Raw genomic sequence first — 16792 nt, forward strand, 5'->3', positions numbered from 1 at the left:
GTGAGTGAGTACCGTGCGAGCGCTCGTCCGTCACGGCCCGGGGCACATCTCCTGGGACACCGTCCCGGATCCCGTGATCGAGGAGGCGACCGATGCCGTCGTGCGCGTCGACGCCACCACCGTCTGCCGTGCTGGAGCGAGGGGAGGACGGTGCACGACGGAGCCTGCTATGCACATTATCGGCCCCGATTAAGTCTGCTGTATCCAGAAAATACCCCTGACCCCTACTCCTGGGGGTCAAGGGGTCGCAGGTTCGAATCCTGTCGTCCCGACTTGTGAAAGTCGGAGGTCGGAGGCCGTTTTCCCAGCGATGGGGAGACGGCCTCCGGCGTTCCCGCGCAGCCCAGGGCTGTGTCAGCCGCCGCCGTCGAGGTCGGCGCGTCGGCGGAGTATCCGCAGCTCGCCGCCGAGGAGCTCCATCTCGTACAGCTTGCCCCGCGCGTTGTCGAAGGGGCGGTGGACGATCATCATCAGTCGGCCGTCGAACGTGTGGAAGAGCATGCCGTGACCGCTGTCCTCGCGGACCAGCGGCCGGTGCTGCCGCCACGGCCCGGTGAGGTTGCCGGACTTCGAGGTGGCGTAGGTCTGCACATAGCCGCCGCTGATGTTCCCGTCCCGGCCGACGACGTTCTTCTCGTAGGTCGACCACAGCATGAGCAGGGACCCGTCAGGGGTGCGGTGCAACTGCGGACCGTCCGTGACATAGGGCGGGAGCTGGTTCGGCAGACCGGCCGGGAGTTCCTCGGACAGCCAGAACGCGTCCGAACCCTTGAACAGGAAGACGGGATCCCCGATCGTCCGGGACAGGTCCGGAGCCAGCCGGATCGCTTCCATCGTTCCGTCGATCGTCTGCAGCCACTCGTGCGCGTACACCATCCACGGCTGCCCGGACGGGTCCACGTGGAGCGTGCCGTCGAGGGTCATGAGGTTCTCGGGCGGAGTGGGGCGTGAGGCGTCGACGACCGTGAACGGGCCCAGCAGCGACGACGAGACGGCCGTGATCGTGCCGCGCATGTAGGCGGGGATCTGGAACGGCGTTCCCCAACGGTTCGGTGGCGGCACCGGAAGCGGTCTGTTCTCGTTGTGCAGCGTGGTGAACAGGTAGTACCCGCCGTCCCATTCGTGCACCTCCGGTGCCCAAGCGCCGTCGGTCGCCCACATCCCGGGCTGCTCGGCGGCCAGGAAGACCACGACGGGCCGCGTCCAGTCGCGCAGGTCACGGCTGCGGTAGACCATCGTGCCGGTGCCGTCCACGCCCGACACGGACGGGTTGTTGGACGTGTAGAGGTGGTAGACGCGGGTGTGCGGGTCGGCTACGACGAACGGATCGTGCAGCGGCATGTCGGGAAGCCGCATCGGCTCGGTGTCGGAGTCAGCCACCGCCGCAGGATACGACGCCCCCCGACGGCAGGCGGGTGGCCGGGAAAAACGCTTGGACCGCGCGGGCGGCGACGCGGGACAATTCGACCGCTGAAGCATGTGCGTGTTCTCAAGCACCTGCGTGGCGGGGCTGCGGTACGACAACACAGGGCTGGTATGGAATCGCCTGAATCGCGCGAGCTTTCACCGGGCAAGGGATCGGTGCTCCTCGCGCTTCGCTATTACGGACGGGAGTTGGCCAGGCTCCGGCGGCTGACGGTACCCGCGATGCTGCTCCCGGCGCTGGGCAACATCGGCATCAACTACATCGCGCCGCTGGTCGTCGCCAAGCTCGTCGGACGCATCGCCGGGGACGACTCCATCACCGTCGGCTCGGCGCTGCCCTACGTACTGGGCTTCGCCGGCGTTCTGCTGCTCGCCGAAGTGCTGTGGCGGGTGGGCCTGCACTGTCTGAACCGGGTCGACGCCCGCGGCATCGAGCATCTGTACGTGATCGGCATGGACGAACTGTTCGCCAAGGACGCCGCGTTCTTCCACGACAACTTCGCCGGATCGCTGACCAAGCGGGTGCTGAGCTTCGCCTCCCGGTTCGAGGAGTTCGTCGACACGCTGACGTTCCAGGTCATCGGCTCTCTGGTGCCACTGGTGTTCGGATCAGTGGTGCTGTGGCGCTACGAACCGCTGCTTGTCGTCGGTCTGTTGACGATGATCGCGCTGACGGGGGTGTGCGTGGTGCCCCTGATCCGGCGCCGCCAGACGCTCGTCGCCAAGCGGGAGGAGGCGATCGCCCGGGTGTCGGGCCATGTCGCCGACAGCCTGATGAACATGGACACGGTCCGCGCTTTCGCCGCCGAGGAACGCGAGGCCGCCGAGCACCGGTCACGAGTCGCGGTATCGCGGCGGCTCACGCTGAGGTCGTGGGACTACGGGAACCTGCGTATCGACACGCTGGTGGCGCCGCTGTCCGTGCTGACCAACGCCCTGGGCCTGCTGCTGGCGGTCACGCTCGCCGGGGGCGCGCTCGGCGTCGAGGCGGTCGTGGTCGCGTTCACGTACTACTCGAACGCCACCCGGATCATGTTCGAGTTCAACCAGATCTACCGCCGGCTGGAGAGCTCGATGACGGAGGCCGCGCAGTTCACCGAACTGCTGCTGACGAAACCGACCGTGCTCGACCCCACATCGCCCGAGGAACTGCGCTCCCGGGCCGCCGACGTCCGCTTCGAGAACGTCACCTTCGCCCACGCGGGCGCGGATCCGCTCTTCCAGGAACTCGACCTGGCGGTGCCCAGCGGGGCGAAGATCGGTCTCGTCGGCCGCTCCGGCGGAGGCAAGACCACGCTCAGCCGGCTGCTGCTGCGGATGACGGACATCGACGCGGGCCGGATCCTGATCGGCGGCCAGGACATCAGCCGGCTGCGCCAGACGGACCTGCGCAGCCTGATCGCCTACGTCCCGCAGGACCCGGCGATGTTCCACCGCACCCTGCGGGACAACATCGCGTTCGCCCGGCCCGACGCCACCGACGCCGAGATCCGCCGAGCGGCCGAGGCCGCGCACGTCACGGAGTTCGCCGACGCCCTGCCTGACGGCTTCGACACCATGGTGGGCGAGCGCGGAGTCAAACTGTCCGGCGGACAACGCCAGCGGGTCGCGCTCGCCAGGGCCATCCTGCGCGACGCGCCGATCCTGCTGCTCGACGAGGCCACCAGCGCCCTCGACTCCGAGAGCGAGCTCCTCGTACAGGAGGCGCTGTGGCGGCTCATGGAGGGGCGGACGGCACTGGTGGTGGCGCACAGGCTGAGCACTGTCGCCACCATGGATCGACTCGTGGTCCTCGACCGCGGCCGGATCATCGAGCAGGGCACGCACCAGGAACTGCTCGCCACGGACGGCGCCTACGCGAAGCTGTGGCAGCACCAGTCGGGAGGCTTCCTCGACGACGCCCTCGATGAGAGCGTCGACAACTGCGACGACAAGCGCGTGGACGAGTCCCTTGGCGACAGCCCCGAGCGGGCCGACCTGCGCTGAACGCGGTACCGGTGGATATGAGTGGCCCGGTTCACATGGCGCGAGCCGGGCCGTACCGACACCATGGTGCGCGTCACCGGCAGGCTGAAGGGATCCAGGATGTTCCGCAAGGTGCTGGTCGCCAACCGTGGTGAGATCGCGATTCGGGCATTTCGTGCCAGCTATGAGCTGGGTGCGAGGACCGTGGCCGTCTTCCCGCACGAGGATCGCAATTCACTGCACCGGTTGAAGGCAGACGAAGCCTATGAGATCGGCCTTCCCGGACACCCCGTGCGCGCCTACCTCTCCGTCGAGGAGATCGTCCGCGCGGCACAGCGGGCGGGTGCGGACGCGGTGTACCCGGGCTACGGGTTCCTGTCGGAGAACCCCGACCTGGCGCGCGCCTGCGAGGAGGCCGGCATCACGTTCGTCGGACCGAGCGCCGACACGCTGGAGCTGACCGGCAACAAGGCGCGCGCGGTGGCCGCCGCCCGCGAGGCCGGCGTACCCGTGCTGGGCTCCTCCGCCCCCTCCACCGACGTGGACGAACTCGTCCGCGCCGCCGAGGACATCGGGTTCCCGGTGTTCGTCAAGGCCGTCGCCGGTGGTGGCGGGCGTGGCATGCGCCGGGTCGAGGACCCCGCCCAACTGCGGGAGTCCATCGAGGCGGCGTCCCGGGAGGCGGCCTCCGCGTTCGGTGACTCCACGGTCTTCCTGGAAAAGGCCGTCGTGGAACCCCGTCACATCGAGGTGCAGATCCTCGCCGACGGCGAGGGCAATGTCATCCACCTCTTCGAGCGCGACTGTTCGGTGCAGCGACGCCACCAGAAGGTGATCGAGCTGGCCCCCGCGCCGAACCTCGACCCGGAGCTGCGTGACCGGATCTGCGCCGACGCGGTGCGCTTCGCCCGCGAGATCGGCTACCGCAACGCGGGCACCGTGGAGTTCCTGCTCGACCGCGAGGGCAACCACGTCTTCATCGAGATGAACCCGCGCATCCAGGTCGAACACACGGTGACCGAAGAGGTCACCGACGTCGACCTCGTACAGTCGCAGCTGCGCATCGCCTCCGGCGAGACGCTCGCCGACCTCGGGCTCTCGCAGGAGACCGTCACCCTGCACGGGGCGGCACTGCAGTGCCGTATCACCACCGAGGACCCCGCCAACGGCTTCCGCCCGGACACCGGCAGGATCAGCGCCTACCGCTCACCGGGCGGCTCGGGCATCCGGCTGGACGGCGGCACCACCCACGCCGGTACGGAGATCAGCGCGCACTTCGACTCGATGCTGGTCAAACTCACCTGCCGGGGACGCGACTTCAAAACCGCGATCAGCCGGGCCCGGCGCGCCGTGGCCGAGTTCAGGATCCGTGGCGTCGCCACCAACATCCCGTTCCTGCAGGCCGTGCTCGACGACGCGGACTTCCGGGCCGGCCGCGTCACGACCTCGTTCATCGAGCGGCGGCCGCACCTGCTCACGGCACGGCACTCCGCCGACCGCGGTACCAAGCTGCTCACCTATCTCGCCGACGTCACCGTGAACAAGCCGCACGGCGAACGGCCCGAGCTGATCGACCCGGTCGGCAAGATCCCGCCCCTGCCGGACGGTGAACCGCCCGCGGGCTCCCGGCAGCGGCTCGTCGAACTGGGCCCCGAGGGCTTCGCCCGGTGGCTGCGCGCGTCACCGACCATCGGCGTCACCGACACGACGTTCCGCGACGCGCACCAGTCGCTGCTGGCGACCCGGGTCCGCACCAAGGACATGCTCGCCGTCGCCCCCGTGGTCGCGCGGACCCTGCCCGAGCTGCTCTCCCTGGAGTGCTGGGGCGGCGCCACCTACGACGTCGCGCTCCGCTTCCTCGCCGAGGACCCCTGGGACCGGCTGGCCGCGTTCCGTGAGGCCGTACCGAACATCTGTCTGCAGATGCTGCTGCGCGGCCGAAACACCGTGGGCTACACCCCGTACCCGACCGAGGTGACCGACGCCTTCGTCCAGGAGGCCGCGGCCACCGGCATCGACATCTTCCGCATCTTCGACGCGCTGAACGACGTCAACCAGATGCGGCCCGCCATCGACGCCGTACGGGAGACGGGAACGGCGATCGCCGAGGTCGCCCTCTGCTACACGTCCGACCTGTCCGATCCGTCCGAGCGGCTCTACACCCTCGACTACTACCTCCGTCTCGCCGAGCAGATCGTCGAAGCGGGCGCCCATGTCCTGGCCGTCAAGGACATGGCGGGCCTGCTGCGCGCCCCGGCCGCCGCGACCCTCGTATCGGCGCTGCGCCGAGAGTTCGACCTGCCGGTGCATCTGCACACCCACGACACCGCCGGTGGTCAGCTCGCCACCTACCTCGCCGCGATCCAGGCCGGCGCGGACGCCGTGGACGGCGCGGTGGCGTCGATGGCGGGCACCACCTCGCAGCCGTCACTGTCGGGCATCGTCGCCGCGACCGACTACTCCGAGCGGCCCACCGGGCTGAGCCTCACCGCCGTGGGCGACCTGGAGCCGTACTGGGAGAGCGTTCGCAGGATCTACGCACCGTTCGAGGCGGGCCTCGCCTCGCCGACCGGGCGCGTCTACCACCACGAGATCCCCGGCGGGCAGCTGTCCAACCTGCGCACCCAGGCGGTAGCGCTGGGCCTCGGCGACCGCTTCGAGGCGATCGAGGCGATGTACGCCGCCGCCGACCGCATCCTCGGCCGGCTGGTGAAGGTCACCCCTTCGTCGAAGGTGGTCGGCGACCTCGCGCTCCATCTGGTGGGCGCCGATGTCTCCCCGGCGGACTTCGAGGCCACCCCGAACAGGTTCGACATCCCCGACTCGGTCATCGGCTTCCTGCGCGGCGAGCTGGGCAACCCGCCCGGCGGCTGGCCGGAGCCGTTCCGCACGAAGGCGCTTGAGGGCCGTGCCGCGCCCAGGCCCATGACGGAACTGACTTCGGACGACCGTACGGGGCTGGCGAAGGACCGGCGCGGAACGCTCAACCGGCTGCTGTTCCCCGGGCCGACGCGCGAGTACGAGACGCACCGTCAGAACTACGGCGACACCAGCGTGCTGGACAGCAAGGACTTCTTCTACGGGCTGCGGCCGGGCAAGGAGTACGCCGTCGACCTGGAGCCGGGCGTGCGGCTGCTCATCGAGCTGGAGGCCGTGGGCGAGGCCGACGAACGCGGCATGCGTACGGTGATGTCGACCCTCAACGGCCAACTGCGGCCCATCCAGGTGCGCGACACCGCCGTGTCCTCCGACATCCCGGCGACCGAGAAGGCGGACCGGGCCAACCCCGGGCACGTCGCCGCGCCGTTCGCCGGCGTGGTGACACTCGCCGTCGCCGAGGGGGACGAGGTGGCGGTCGGCGCCACGGTCGCCACCATCGAGGCGATGAAGATGGAGGCCGCGGTCACCGCCTCGAAGGCCGGAAAGGTGACGAGGCTGGCCATCAACCGGATCCAGCAGGTGGAGGGCGGCGATCTGCTCGTCGAGATCGCCTGAATCTCGAGAAAGGGCCGGTGGAACACCACCGGCCCTTTCTCGTGCGCGAAAAACGTGGGTCAGCCTGCCGTTCCCGGGATTTGATGGTGCGTCCGGGGTTCAGGACAGACGGCCGACATGGGCCAGGGCCTGCTTGAGAAGGACTCCCTGACCGCCCGGCATCTCGTTCTGGACGAGGGGGGAGGACGCCTCCTCCGGGCTGAACCACACCAGGTCCAGGGCGTCCTGGCGGGGACGGCAGTCTCCGGCCACCGGGACGATGTAGGCGAGGGACACCGCGTGCTGGCGGGGGTCGTGGAACGGGGTGACACCCAGCGTCGGGAAGTACTCCGCGATGGTGAAGGGTTGCGGGGAGGCCGGGACCCTGGGCAGCGCCACCGGGCCGAGGTCCTTCTCCAGGTTGCGCAGCAGGGCGTCGCGCACACGCTCGTGGTGCAGGACGCGACCCGAGACCAGAGCGCGGCTGACCGTGCCGTCCGATCCGATGCGCAGCAGCAGGCCGATGCTGGTGACTTCGCCGTTGTCGTCGACGCGCACCGGTACGGCTTCGACGTACAGGATCGGCATCCGTGCGCGAGACTGCTCGAGCTCGTCGGGTGCCAGCCAGCCGGGCGTGGTTTCGATCATGTCAGACATTGGCTGATCGTACTTTCAACTCGTCCTGTTTCTGCATAGCCGCTCCACGTCGAACGCGCCACATCCGGGTGACCGGCCGCGCTCTCAGAGGGTGTCGGGGCGCGCGTACCCGTTCTGCCACGCCCAGGCCGCGATCTCCACCCGGTTCCGCGCCGCCAACTTCAGCTGCACGCTCGACAGATGCGTCTTGACCGTGGAGAGGGATACATGCAACGAGGCGGCGATCTCCGCGTTCGTACGGCCGAGGGCGACCAGCCGGACCACGTCGAGCTCGCGGTCGGTGAGCGGTTCCTTGAGAGTCGCGGCGGAGACCGGTGACGGTGGCGGGCCCGGTGGGCGGAACTCGGTGCTCTGCGGGGCGGTGATGTGCTGGAGCAGCCGGACGGTGATCGACGGCGACACCAGGGAGTCGCCGGCTGCGGCGGCCCGTACCGCCTCCGCGAGGAGGGTGGGCCCCGAGTCCTTCAGCAGGAACCCGCAGGCGCCGCCGCGCAGGGCCCCGTACACGTACTCGTCGAGGTCGAAGGTGGTGACCACGACGACCCGCATGGGGTCGGCGACACCGGGTCCTGCCAGCAGCCGGGTCGCCTCCAGGCCGTCCAGTCTGGGCATCCGGATGTCCAGCAGGCACACGTCCGGACGCTCACGGCGGGCCAGCGCCACGGCCTCCTCACCGTCGGCGGCCTCGGCGACCACGGTGATGTCGGGCTGGGCGTCGAGAAAGAAACGGAAACCCGTACGGACCATGTCCTGGTCGTCCGCGATCAGGACACGAATCGTGGGGCTGGGCGGGTCGGGGGTCATGGCTCGATCATGCCTCAAGGGTGGGAGGGGTCGTCCGTCTTTCTCAGTCCGCCGTCTGCGCCGCATCCGCGGTGACCGACCGCAGCAGTGGTCTGCTCGCTCCGATCGCCGCGAACATGGCCAGCGCGCCCACTGTCACACACACCGCCAGCGTCACCGCACCGGAGGTGCTGATCGTGCTGTCGAACATCTCGTTCACCTTGAACGCGGCGTAGATACCGGCGCCGGTGGTACCGCCGGCCAGCACGACCAGTGGCAGGACCGTCTCGCGGAACCTGGCCCGGTCGAGGAGCCTCAAAGGGGTGCCGGCCAACCGCAGCAGGGCGTAGACGCGGCGCCGGTCGAGCACGTTCGCGGCGGCGGTCAGTCCGGCGGAGGCGGTCGCGACGAGGAAGCTCACCGCGAGAGCGGCGGTACCGAGTTCGCCCAGGCGTTCGGTGAAGGTGTGGTTCTCGGCGTTGGCGTACTCCTCGGTGTACGGCAACTTGCCGGGCACCAGGTTCGACAGGGCGGTGACGGCGGTGTCGAGTTGCGCGGTACCGCCGGAGACGTGCACGAGCACGCCGGGGGTGCCGCCGAGTATCTCCTCGTCACCGTCGTCCGCGGTGACGGTCGCCTTCACCCCGGCCGCGTCGAGCAGCGTACGGGCCTCGGCCGTGGCAGTGCGGGCCGTGGCTGTGCTGGTGGTGGGCACGGCGATCTGGCCGGGGAAGTGGTAGTCGTCGATACCCACGTTGCCCACGGTGAAGAACCCCGCCACGAACCCGGCCAGGACCAGCCCGCTGACGGTGCGCCAGGCACCGCGCGGGTCGTCACTGAGCCGACGTGCCGCGAGCAGAGTCGCCGGCCGGCGGGCGAAGCGGGCGGTGATCCGGCCGAGTCGGTCCACGACCCACGGGCCGAGGAGCCAGAAGCCGCCGTAGAACAGGAGCAGCATCGCAAGCTGCTGACGTTCGCTCGCGCCGCCCGACGAGGTCGTCACATAGATGTAGAGCAGCACCGCGGCGAAGAGGACAAGGCGGATGAATCGGGTGTTGCGCGGGTTCGCCTGCTGGGCCACGCCCAGCGGGGAGGTCGCCACCTGGCGCAGCGTCATCATGGCGCTCACCGCGATGAGGCCGGCCACGCATGCCACGACCCCCAGCAGCCAGGGCAGTCCCACCCAGAGCTGACCGGTGTGCCAGGTGCCGATGCCGAACGGGATCTCCGCGAGCGCGGGCAGCAGCAGACAGTAGGCCAGCGCGCCCGTCAGCGCCCCGGCCGCGCCGACGACCGCCGACTCCAGGCCGGTCATCGCGAGGATCTGACGGGGAGTCGCTCCCGCGAGCCGAAGCGCCGCGAGCCGTTGCTCACGGCGGGCCGTACCGAGTCGTCCGGCGGCGGCCGCGAGCACGATCACGGGGACGGCGACGATGGCAACGCCGATCGACACCGCGGGCTTGTCCGCCGAGGTGAACAAACTGACCCTGGTCCCGTCGAAGCCCGAGATCACCGCGCGTTCGGTCTGGCCGCTGAACTGGCCGAAGATGCCGAGCGGTTCGGCCGTGTCGGAGACCGCGGGGTCGGACGCCGCCTTCCCCACGACGGCCACGAGCTCCTCGGGCGCCGCGAGACCGGCTTCTCCGATGGTGCCGTACGAGGACACCTTCGGGAATCGGTCGGCCAGTCGGTTCGCCGGTGTCCTGTGCAGCAGGTCGGACAGAGCGGGAGAGACATACACCTGCCCGGGTTTCGGGAACTCGGTGAGCCCCGGGGGCGCCGGAGTCGCACTGCGGCCGGGCAACTGGGCCAGCGTTACGACGGTGATCGGCCGGTCGCCGAGGTACGTCGTGCCGAGCGTCTGTACGGCGGTGCCGTGCCGGTCGGGCACTGGGGTGCGCCAGGCGGTGGCTTGGGCGCGGGCGTCGCTGCCGAAGTAGGCGGCCGTCAGCACCAGCAGGATCAGCGCGCCGACGGCTGCGGCGCCGGCTGACAGCAACTGGCTGTGCAGGCCACGCCGACCGGAGCGGCGAGCGAGAAACCACGTCAACTGTGGGACGGGCGAGGACATGAGGGCTCCGGGTCGATAGGGAGGGGCATGGCCCTGGTCGGGCAGGGCAGCAGACGGTGGGGGTGTTCTCCGGCGTGGGAGCAGGGCAGGACAGGGCAGCCCACGGCAGGGGGGCGCTGAGTGGGGGAGAAGGCTGCGGAGGCAGGGCTACCTGGTGGGCATCGCTCGGCCCTCGGCAAGGCGGCGCAGCGGTGGCGCGTGCGTTCAGGGCGCCACGGTGTACTGCTGGTGGGCCGTTATGCGGCCGTCGCGGACCTGGAGGACACGGTCGCAGTGGGCGGCGACGTCCGGGTCGTGCGTCACCATCACCAGGGATGCGCCCTGCTCGCGGGTGACCGAGGTCAGGAGTCGGATGACCTCCTCACTGGTCACCTGGTCCAGCGCGCCGGTCGGTTCGTCGGCGAAGACTACATCCGGCTGGACGACCAGGGCACGGGCTATCGCGACGCGCTGGGCCTGACCGCCGGACAGCTGACCGGGACGGCGCGTTTCCAGGCCGTCCAGGCCGAGCGGGGCGAACCAGCGGCGGGCGAGGGAGACGGCCCGGCCACGGGGCATGCCGTTCAGCATCAGCGGCAGAGCGACGTTCTCCTCGGCCGGCAATTCTGGCAGCAACTGGCCGAACTGGAACACGAATCCGAACTTCCTGCGGCGCAGCTCGCTCAGCCGGTTCTCGCCCAGTTCGTCGATGCGCTCGCCGTGCAGCAGGACCTCGCCGCCGTCCGGACGGACGACCCCGGCCAGCGTGTGCAGGAGGGTCGACTTGCCGGACCCCGACGGGCCCATGATCGCCAGCGATTCGCGGACGCCGACCTTTACATCGACTCCGTGCAGCGCGACGGTGGAGCCGTACTTCTTGGTGAGGCCGACGCCGGCCAGGACGGTACTCATGGTCTTCTCGTTCTCCTCAGTCTCTCCGGCGCCGCTCAGCGCTCGAACTTCCAGGTCACGGAGGTGGCCGTCGCCTTCACCACCGTCACCGGTATGTCGATGTCCTTGCCCTTGGCGGTGCGGCCCGTGCAGGTGATGCGGGCGCCCGTCACGGCCTTCAGACCGGTCGGGCAGGACACCTTGGAGACCTTCGTGCCCACCCAGGGAACCGGGTGGAACTTGCCCTTCGTGCGACCCGCGACGATGTTGGCCGCAAGTGCCTTGTGGCCGTCCACCAGCACTGTCGTGTACTCGTCCAAGGCCGTGGTCGACTCGGTGCCCGCGAGCAGATAGGTTCCGACGCCGGCCAGGGCGACCGCGGCGGTAGCACCACCGATCACGCTGATGAGGGCCTTGCGATGCATCTCGTACTCCTGAAGGTGTGGCGGGTGGCCAGTGGCTCCACTCTCACCCGCGAGGGACTGCGCGCGCCTCGGCCGTCCGGCCATCCTTGGCGGAGCGGGCCTCGGCCTTTCGGCCGATACGAGCGCGGCTGTCCGCGCCTACGGTGATTCGCATGAGATCGGATTCGTCCCGAAACTGCGTCGGCGCCTTCGTCGTCGCGCTCCTGGTCATGGCCGGGGTCGTCGACCTGCTCGAGGCGACCGACAGCGCCTACCCGGTCTGGCCGCACGCGGTCGTCCTGCTGCTCGGGTACACCGCCCTGCTGTGGCCGGCCAGGCATCGGCCCGACTGGCTCACCCCGCAGATACGCACGGGCGCGGCGGCTGTCGCATCGCTGTTGGTCACGGCGGGCTCGCTGCTGGGCGCGCAGACCTTGTTCGGCCCGGGTGAGACTGTCCTCCTGCTGAGTCTGCTGTTCGTCGCGGTGCGGAGCTGTCCCCAGCCCTGGGCCGTGATCTGCGGGGTTCTGAACGCCGCCGCGCTGATCAGCACACCCGCGCGGTTCTACCAGGATGACACGTCCAGCCTGCTGGGCTTCATGATGGTGATGCTCGTCATGACCGGCATCATCGGCAGTCTGGCGGCGTTCCTGCGCTCGCAGGACTACCGGCGGGCCATGGCGGTCGTCGAGACCAGGCGCGCCGAACGGCTGGCGATCGCCGCCGATCTCCACGACTTCGTCGCCCACCATGTCACCGGCATCCTCGTCCAGACCCAGATGGCCCGCATGATGGCCACCACCGAGCCGGAGAAGCTGGACACCGTCCTGGAGGGCATAGAACACGCGGCCACCGAGGCCCTGGCGTCGATGCGCCGTACCGTCGGCGTGCTGCGGGCCACCGGCCCGGACGCCGCCGACCGCAGGCCTGTCGGTGACCTGGCCGGCATCGCGGAACTGGTGGACGGCTTCGCGAGCCCGGTCCAGCACGTCACCCTTGACCGCGACCCCGCCGTGCCGGACGACCTCCCCCATGAGGTGCAGGCCGCCGCGTTCCGGGTGGTGCAGGAGGCCCTGACGAACGTACGACGGCACGCGGCGGACGCCATCGGGATCACCGTCCGGCTCCGCCACGAGGGTCACCGGCTGGAGGTCGGTGTGATCAACGACGGCCGGGGCGGCACCCAGCTGCCGGCCGCCGCACACGGGGGCGGCTTCGGCCTGGTCGGGCTCACGGAACGCGTCACGGCCCTGGGCGGTGACCTGAGAGCGGGGCCGCCGGACGGACAGACGGAGGGCTGGGAGGTACGGGCCCTTTTCCCCACCGGAAAGACGTGACGCGGAGGATCTCTTTGGTGACACGGTCGAGGCCCGTACGAGGAGCTGACGGGTTCCTCCGTCCCGGCGAAGCCATCTACGGGGTGCGGCGCGCGACGGACGCGCCGCAACTCCCGTACGGACAGGCCGAGGAGCGGCACCCGGGAGCCGTCGGCGACAGACGGCTGCTACTGGCGCGGCGAGCCGACGAGTTACTGGCTGGCCTACGGGCCCGGATGCCGTCCAGGCGACTCGCGACGACGGCCGACGTGGTGGACGCAGTCGACTTCCTGCTGCGCAACCGGTCCGTCAACGCGACGGCGTTGAAAGGGACTGACTGACCCGAGGAGGGGGCGGGTCAGTCGCTGCGGGTCGCGTTCTCCGCCTCGAACATCCAGCGCTGCTTCTCCAGTTCGGCGGTGATGCCGATCAGCAGGTCCTGGGTCACCGGATCCGCCTCCTCCGTCGCCTCGACGCGCTTGCGCAGGCGTTCGATCGCCGTCGCCAGTGCCTCGACAAGAAGCTGTACGACCTCCGTGTCATGCAGCCAGCCGTCCTTCGGTCCCTGGAAGACGGAGGCCGAGGCGACGGTCTCGGGGCGGCCGTCCGGCGGCACACCGAGGGCCGCGGAGCGCTCGGCGACCGTGTCGGAGAACGCGCGGGCAGCCGACACCACCTCGTCGAGGTGCAGATGGATCGAACGGAACCTCGGCCCCACGATGTTCCAGTGGGCCTGCTTCCCGATCAGTGACAGTGCAAGCAGATCCACCAAGGTCTCCTGCAGAGCGTCGCCGGTGATCCGGCGCTCCGGCTCGGGCAGGCTGCTCTTCACGACAGTCATGGGGTCACTCCTCCTCGTGACTCGGCCCGGATCTCGCTACCGGACCCGTTCTCTCGCGGTACGGAGCAGTGCGGCGCGCTCGTCCTCGCAGGTGCCGCCCCACACGCCCGAGGTCTGACCGCTGCGCAGGGCCCAGTCCAGGCACTGCGGGGTCACCGGGCAGTGGGCGCACACGCGTTTGGCGGCGGCGATGTCCCGCACCGCCGGCCCTGTCGTGCCCACGGGGAAGAACAGTTCCGGGTCCTCTCCCACGCACGCTGCTCGCCGCAACCACTCCATGGGGACGCGGGTGCCCAGGTCGGAAGGGTGGAAACGTGACGGCAGGGCATTCAGTTCGGGCGGTCCGTCCGGGCTGCGAGCACCCGGTCCACGAACGCGGTCACCTCGGCGTAGGCCGCCGCTCTGTCCGTCTCGAGGAAGACGTCGTGCCGGGCGCCCGGGAAGATCCGCTCCGTCCAGTCGGTGCCGCGCAGCTCCTCGACGCCGACGCGGCTTCCGGCGAGGGGCACGAGCCGGTCGTCGTCGCCGTGCAGCCACAGCAGCGGCAGCGCTCCGATGTCACCGCTCTTCGCCACGGTGTCCAGCGTCCGTACGAACGCCCCCAGCGTCGGCCGTCTCATCGGGCCGTGCCACACCAGCGGGTCAGCCGCGTACGCCGCCCCGACCGCCGGATCGCGGGACAGCGCGGCCGGATTGATCGGCCGGTCGGGGATCTCGTCGAGCGCGAGCAGACGCTCGGGCAGGTCCCAGTTGCCGAGTACGGGCGCGGACAGGACGAGCGCGGCGAGTTCGTCGCCGTGGCGCTGCGCGAAGCGGGCCGCGATCAGCCCGCCGGTGGAGTGGCCGAGCAGGACGAGCGGTACGTCGGGACGGGCGGCCCGGGCCTGGGCGGCGACACCGTGCAGGTCGGTGACGACGTCCTCGAAGTCCGCGATCACCGCCCGCTCGCCCGCCGACCTGCCGTGTCCCTGATGATCGGGGCCGAGGACGGTGGCGCCGTGGGTGACCAGGACATGGGCGAGCTCCTCGTAGCGGCCCATGTGCTCGGCGTATCCGTGCGAGATGAGGGCGAGGTAGCGGGGTGGTTGCCCGGTGGGGTGGCCGGGACCACTTCGGGCGGGGCGAGGCCATTCGCGGACGGAGATCGTGCCCCGGGTGCCGGTGAGGACGTACTCGCGGGAGTCGGCCATGGCTTCTCCGGGTGCGTCGTTGGAGGGGGTGCGGGGTGTGCGGCGTGTTGCGGGAGCTGCGTGGATCTTCCCAGGGGGCGGGGTGGCCGGTCCACGGTGACGCGTCGGCGCGGTGGGTGCCATCGGTGACGTCCGTGGTGTGGGTGTGTGTGGGGCTGGGGTCACCTGGCGAGACGGTTCTCATGGGCGCAGTTGGGTGGGCATAGCATCGGTCTCCGCATGAACACGATGACGCTCTGGCACATGACGCACTGGGAGTTCGCCGCACTCGCCGCGGCGGCGGTACTCGTCGGCTTCTCCAAGACCGCCGTCAGCGGGGCCAACACGGTCAGTCTGGCGATCTTCGCGGCCGTCCTGCCCGCCCGCGAGTCCACCGGGGTGCTGCTGCCGATCCTGATCGCGGGTGACGTACTCGCCGTCCTCACCTACCGCAGACACGCCCACTGGCCGACGCTGTGGCGGCTGTTTCCGGCGGTCGCGGTGGGTGTGGTCGTCGGCACGGTGTTCCTGGTGTGGGCGGACGACGAGGTCGTACGGACCTCGATCGGGGCGATCCTGCTGCTGATGGCCGGGGTGACGGTGTGGCGCCGACGGCAGGCGGACGCGGAGGCGAAGGCACAGTCGGGGTCGGAGTCGGAGGAGGACGAGCCGGATGCGGTGAGTACACCCGCCGGCCGCTTCAAGGCCCGCTCGTACGGTGTCCTCGGCGGTTTCACGACGATGGTCGCCAACGCGGGCGGCCCGGTCATGTCGATGTACCTCCTGTCCGCCGGCTTCCGCAAGCTCGGCTTCCTGGGAACGTCGGCGTTCTTCTTCCTGATCGTGAACGTCTCGAAAGTCCCCTTCAGCGCCGGCCTCGGACTGATCGACGGCCACTCGCTCCTGCTCGACGCGGCGCTCGTGGTGTTCGTGATCCCCGGGGCGTTTATCGGCAAATGGGCTGTGAACCGAATCAACCAACGGCTGTTCGAGCAGCTGGTGATCGCGGCCACGGTGGTGGGGGGCGCGCAGCTGTTGCTGCGCTGATCAGACGCTCCCACCCGTCAGTGCCGCCGGTCGGCTCGGCAGGCTGCTGCTGAGGTCATCCACCAGGAGGCGCTTGGAGATGGCGTCCACCGCGTTGCGCAGGTCTTGCCCCGAGGGGCGGCCGAGGTCCTGCTCCACTCGTCCCGCCAGCCAGGTGCCCCAGGCCCTGCTGATCACCTCGGCCTCGCGGGTGCCGGCCTCGGTGTGGGAGAAGAAGGAACCGGTGCGGGTCAGATATCCCTCCTCGACCATGCGGTCGAAGACCGGGACGAGGACCTCAGGCGGCATCTGACGCCGGGCGGCGATCAGGCCGGGGCCCGCGTGTCCGACCATGCGGGTGAACAGCTCGACCTGCATCACGGCCCACGCGCCCGCGATGTCGAGCCGGGTGTCGGAGTCGCTGACGATCCGCCGCGCGGTGTCCATGTCCGTACTGCCGATGATCTTGCCGACCGAGGCTTCCAGCAGACGGCGGGAGTCCGCGCCGGCCGGTGTCGCGAACCCCTCGCACGGTCCGCAGGAAGACGGTCTGGATGGTGTCCGCGTAGGCGCCCACGATCGGGTCGGCCGTCTGGGCGGGCAGTTGGTGCAGGCCCTCAGGGCTGGTCGCCGCTCTGGTGATGGTGGCCTGGTCGGCGGCGCCGTTCGCACGGCGGACGAAGACGACGTTGCGGCGGCGGGAGTCCAGCACGGGTGGCTGCGCGGAGACGGGCGGTGCGGTGTCCTCGGCGACTGTCACGAGGTCACGATCACACCGGTGGTACACCCGT

General features: G+C 70.0%; 14 protein-coding genes and 2 pseudogenes. 6 read left to right on the top strand and 10 right to left on the bottom strand.

Features of this window, described 5'->3' with window-relative positions:
* Positions 1–13: 13 nt before the first annotated feature.
* Positions 14–127, top strand: a pseudogene (locus tag PV396_RS07135) (alcohol dehydrogenase); the annotation flags it as partial.
* A 227-nt stretch (positions 128–354) separates the two neighbouring features.
* Here the strand turns inward: PV396_RS07135 and PV396_RS07140 are convergent.
* Positions 355–1356 carry a glycoside hydrolase family 43 protein gene (locus PV396_RS07140; RefSeq protein WP_319202284.1) on the bottom strand — a complete coding sequence of 334 codons (1002 nt, stop codon included), beginning with the start codon at positions 1354–1356 and terminating at the stop codon, positions 355–357.
* A gap of 180 nt (positions 1357–1536) precedes the next feature.
* Here PV396_RS07140 and PV396_RS07145 point away from each other — a divergent pair, with 180 nt between their 5' ends.
* On the top strand, positions 1537–3411 hold the full coding sequence (locus PV396_RS07145) for an ABC transporter ATP-binding protein (protein WP_319201548.1): 1875 nt from the start codon (positions 1537–1539) through the stop codon (positions 3409–3411).
* 99 nt (positions 3412–3510) lie between these two features.
* Positions 3511–6885, top strand: a complete 3375-nt coding sequence (locus PV396_RS07150; protein ID WP_319202286.1) for a pyruvate carboxylase — start codon at positions 3511–3513, stop codon at positions 6883–6885.
* Positions 6886–6984: 99 nt separating this feature from the next.
* Here the strand turns inward: PV396_RS07150 and PV396_RS07155 are convergent, their stop codons facing one another.
* From PV396_RS07155 to PV396_RS07175, 5 genes are all read right to left on the bottom strand, one after another.
* Positions 6985–7512, bottom strand: coding sequence for an NUDIX hydrolase family protein (locus PV396_RS07155; protein WP_319202288.1), 528 nt, complete (start codon positions 7510–7512; stop codon positions 6985–6987).
* 93 nt (positions 7513–7605) lie between these two features.
* Entirely contained in the window at positions 7606–8325 is a 720-nt protein-coding gene (locus PV396_RS07160; protein ID WP_319201550.1) for a response regulator transcription factor, read from the bottom strand.
* Between the two features lie 43 nt (positions 8326–8368).
* Positions 8369–10375 (bottom strand): FtsX-like permease family protein, encoded by a 2007-nt coding sequence (locus PV396_RS07165; RefSeq protein ID WP_319201552.1) that lies wholly within the window; start codon positions 10373–10375, stop codon positions 8369–8371.
* Positions 10376–10579: 204 nt separating this feature from the next.
* Positions 10580–11266, bottom strand: a complete 687-nt coding sequence (locus tag PV396_RS07170) for an ABC transporter ATP-binding protein (RefSeq protein WP_319201554.1) — start codon at positions 11264–11266, stop codon at positions 10580–10582.
* A gap of 35 nt (positions 11267–11301) precedes the next feature.
* Positions 11302–11670, bottom strand: a complete 369-nt coding sequence (locus tag PV396_RS07175) for a DUF4333 domain-containing protein (RefSeq protein WP_319201556.1) — start codon at positions 11668–11670, stop codon at positions 11302–11304.
* A 152-nt stretch (positions 11671–11822) separates the two neighbouring features.
* Between PV396_RS07175 and PV396_RS07180 the strand changes: the two genes are divergently transcribed.
* The gene (locus PV396_RS07180) at positions 11823–12986 is read left to right on the top strand and encodes a sensor histidine kinase (RefSeq protein WP_319201557.1); all 1164 of its coding nucleotides are present in this window, start codon (positions 11823–11825) and stop codon (positions 12984–12986) included.
* A 17-nt stretch (positions 12987–13003) separates the two neighbouring features.
* Positions 13004–13306 (top strand): hypothetical protein, encoded by a 303-nt coding sequence (locus PV396_RS07185; protein WP_319201564.1) that lies wholly within the window; start codon positions 13004–13006, stop codon positions 13304–13306.
* Positions 13307–13323: 17 nt separating this feature from the next.
* On the opposite strand, the gene PV396_RS07190 is transcribed toward PV396_RS07185, so the two are convergent.
* Genes PV396_RS07190 through PV396_RS07200 form a run of 3 tightly spaced genes read right to left on the bottom strand, consistent with a single transcriptional unit; the run spans position 13324 to position 14996 of the window.
* Entirely contained in the window at positions 13324–13806 is a 483-nt protein-coding gene (locus PV396_RS07190; RefSeq protein WP_319201566.1) for a Dps family protein, read from the bottom strand.
* A 36-nt stretch (positions 13807–13842) separates the two neighbouring features.
* A complete protein-coding gene (locus tag PV396_RS07195) occupies positions 13843–14085 on the bottom strand; it encodes a WhiB family transcriptional regulator (protein WP_319201568.1) in 243 nt (80 codons plus the stop codon).
* A gap of 50 nt (positions 14086–14135) precedes the next feature.
* Complete coding sequence (locus PV396_RS07200) at positions 14136–14996, bottom strand: alpha/beta hydrolase (RefSeq protein WP_319201569.1); 861 nt, start codon at positions 14994–14996, stop codon at positions 14136–14138.
* Between the two features lie 219 nt (positions 14997–15215).
* Here PV396_RS07200 and PV396_RS07205 point away from each other — a divergent pair, with 219 nt between their 5' ends.
* Complete coding sequence (locus PV396_RS07205; RefSeq protein WP_319201571.1) at positions 15216–16022, top strand: sulfite exporter TauE/SafE family protein; 807 nt, start codon at positions 15216–15218, stop codon at positions 16020–16022.
* Here PV396_RS07205 and PV396_RS07210 read toward each other — a convergent pair.
* Positions 16023–16680, bottom strand: a pseudogene (locus PV396_RS07210) (MFS transporter); the annotation flags it as partial.
* Between the last annotated feature and the right edge of the window lie 112 nt (positions 16681–16792).

It is taken from the genome of Streptomyces sp. ME02-8801-2C (assembly GCF_033793965.1).
Lineage (GTDB): Bacteria > Actinomycetota > Actinomycetes > Streptomycetales > Streptomycetaceae > Streptomyces.

What these genes read in the sequence shown, in the direction of transcription:
- PV396_RS07140 (WP_319202284.1), bottom strand. Translation starts at nt 1,356, where the DNA reads ATGCGGCTTCCCGACATGCCGCTGCACGATCCGTTCGTCGTAGCCGAC.
- PV396_RS07145 (WP_319201548.1), top strand. Translation starts at nt 1,537, where the DNA reads ATGGAATCGCCTGAATCGCGCGAGCTTTCACCGGGCAAGGGATCGGTG.
- PV396_RS07150 (WP_319202286.1), top strand. Translation starts at nt 3,511, where the DNA reads ATGTTCCGCAAGGTGCTGGTCGCCAACCGTGGTGAGATCGCGATTCGG.
- PV396_RS07155 (WP_319202288.1), bottom strand. Translation starts at nt 7,512, where the DNA reads ATGATCGAAACCACGCCCGGCTGGCTGGCACCCGACGAGCTCGAGCAG.
- PV396_RS07160 (WP_319201550.1), bottom strand. Translation starts at nt 8,325, where the DNA reads ATGACCCCCGACCCGCCCAGCCCCACGATTCGTGTCCTGATCGCGGAC.
- PV396_RS07165 (WP_319201552.1), bottom strand. Translation starts at nt 10,375, where the DNA reads ATGTCCTCGCCCGTCCCACAGTTGACGTGGTTTCTCGCTCGCCGCTCC.
- PV396_RS07170 (WP_319201554.1), bottom strand. Translation starts at nt 11,266, where the DNA reads ATGAGTACCGTCCTGGCCGGCGTCGGCCTCACCAAGAAGTACGGCTCC.
- PV396_RS07175 (WP_319201556.1), bottom strand. Translation starts at nt 11,670, where the DNA reads ATGCATCGCAAGGCCCTCATCAGCGTGATCGGTGGTGCTACCGCCGCG.
- PV396_RS07180 (WP_319201557.1), top strand. Translation starts at nt 11,823, where the DNA reads ATGAGATCGGATTCGTCCCGAAACTGCGTCGGCGCCTTCGTCGTCGCG.
- PV396_RS07190 (WP_319201566.1), bottom strand. Translation starts at nt 13,806, where the DNA reads ATGACTGTCGTGAAGAGCAGCCTGCCCGAGCCGGAGCGCCGGATCACC.
- PV396_RS07195 (WP_319201568.1), bottom strand. Translation starts at nt 14,085, where the DNA reads ATGGAGTGGTTGCGGCGAGCAGCGTGCGTGGGAGAGGACCCGGAACTG.
- PV396_RS07200 (WP_319201569.1), bottom strand. Translation starts at nt 14,996, where the DNA reads ATGGCCGACTCCCGCGAGTACGTCCTCACCGGCACCCGGGGCACGATC.
- PV396_RS07205 (WP_319201571.1), top strand. Translation starts at nt 15,216, where the DNA reads ATGAACACGATGACGCTCTGGCACATGACGCACTGGGAGTTCGCCGCA.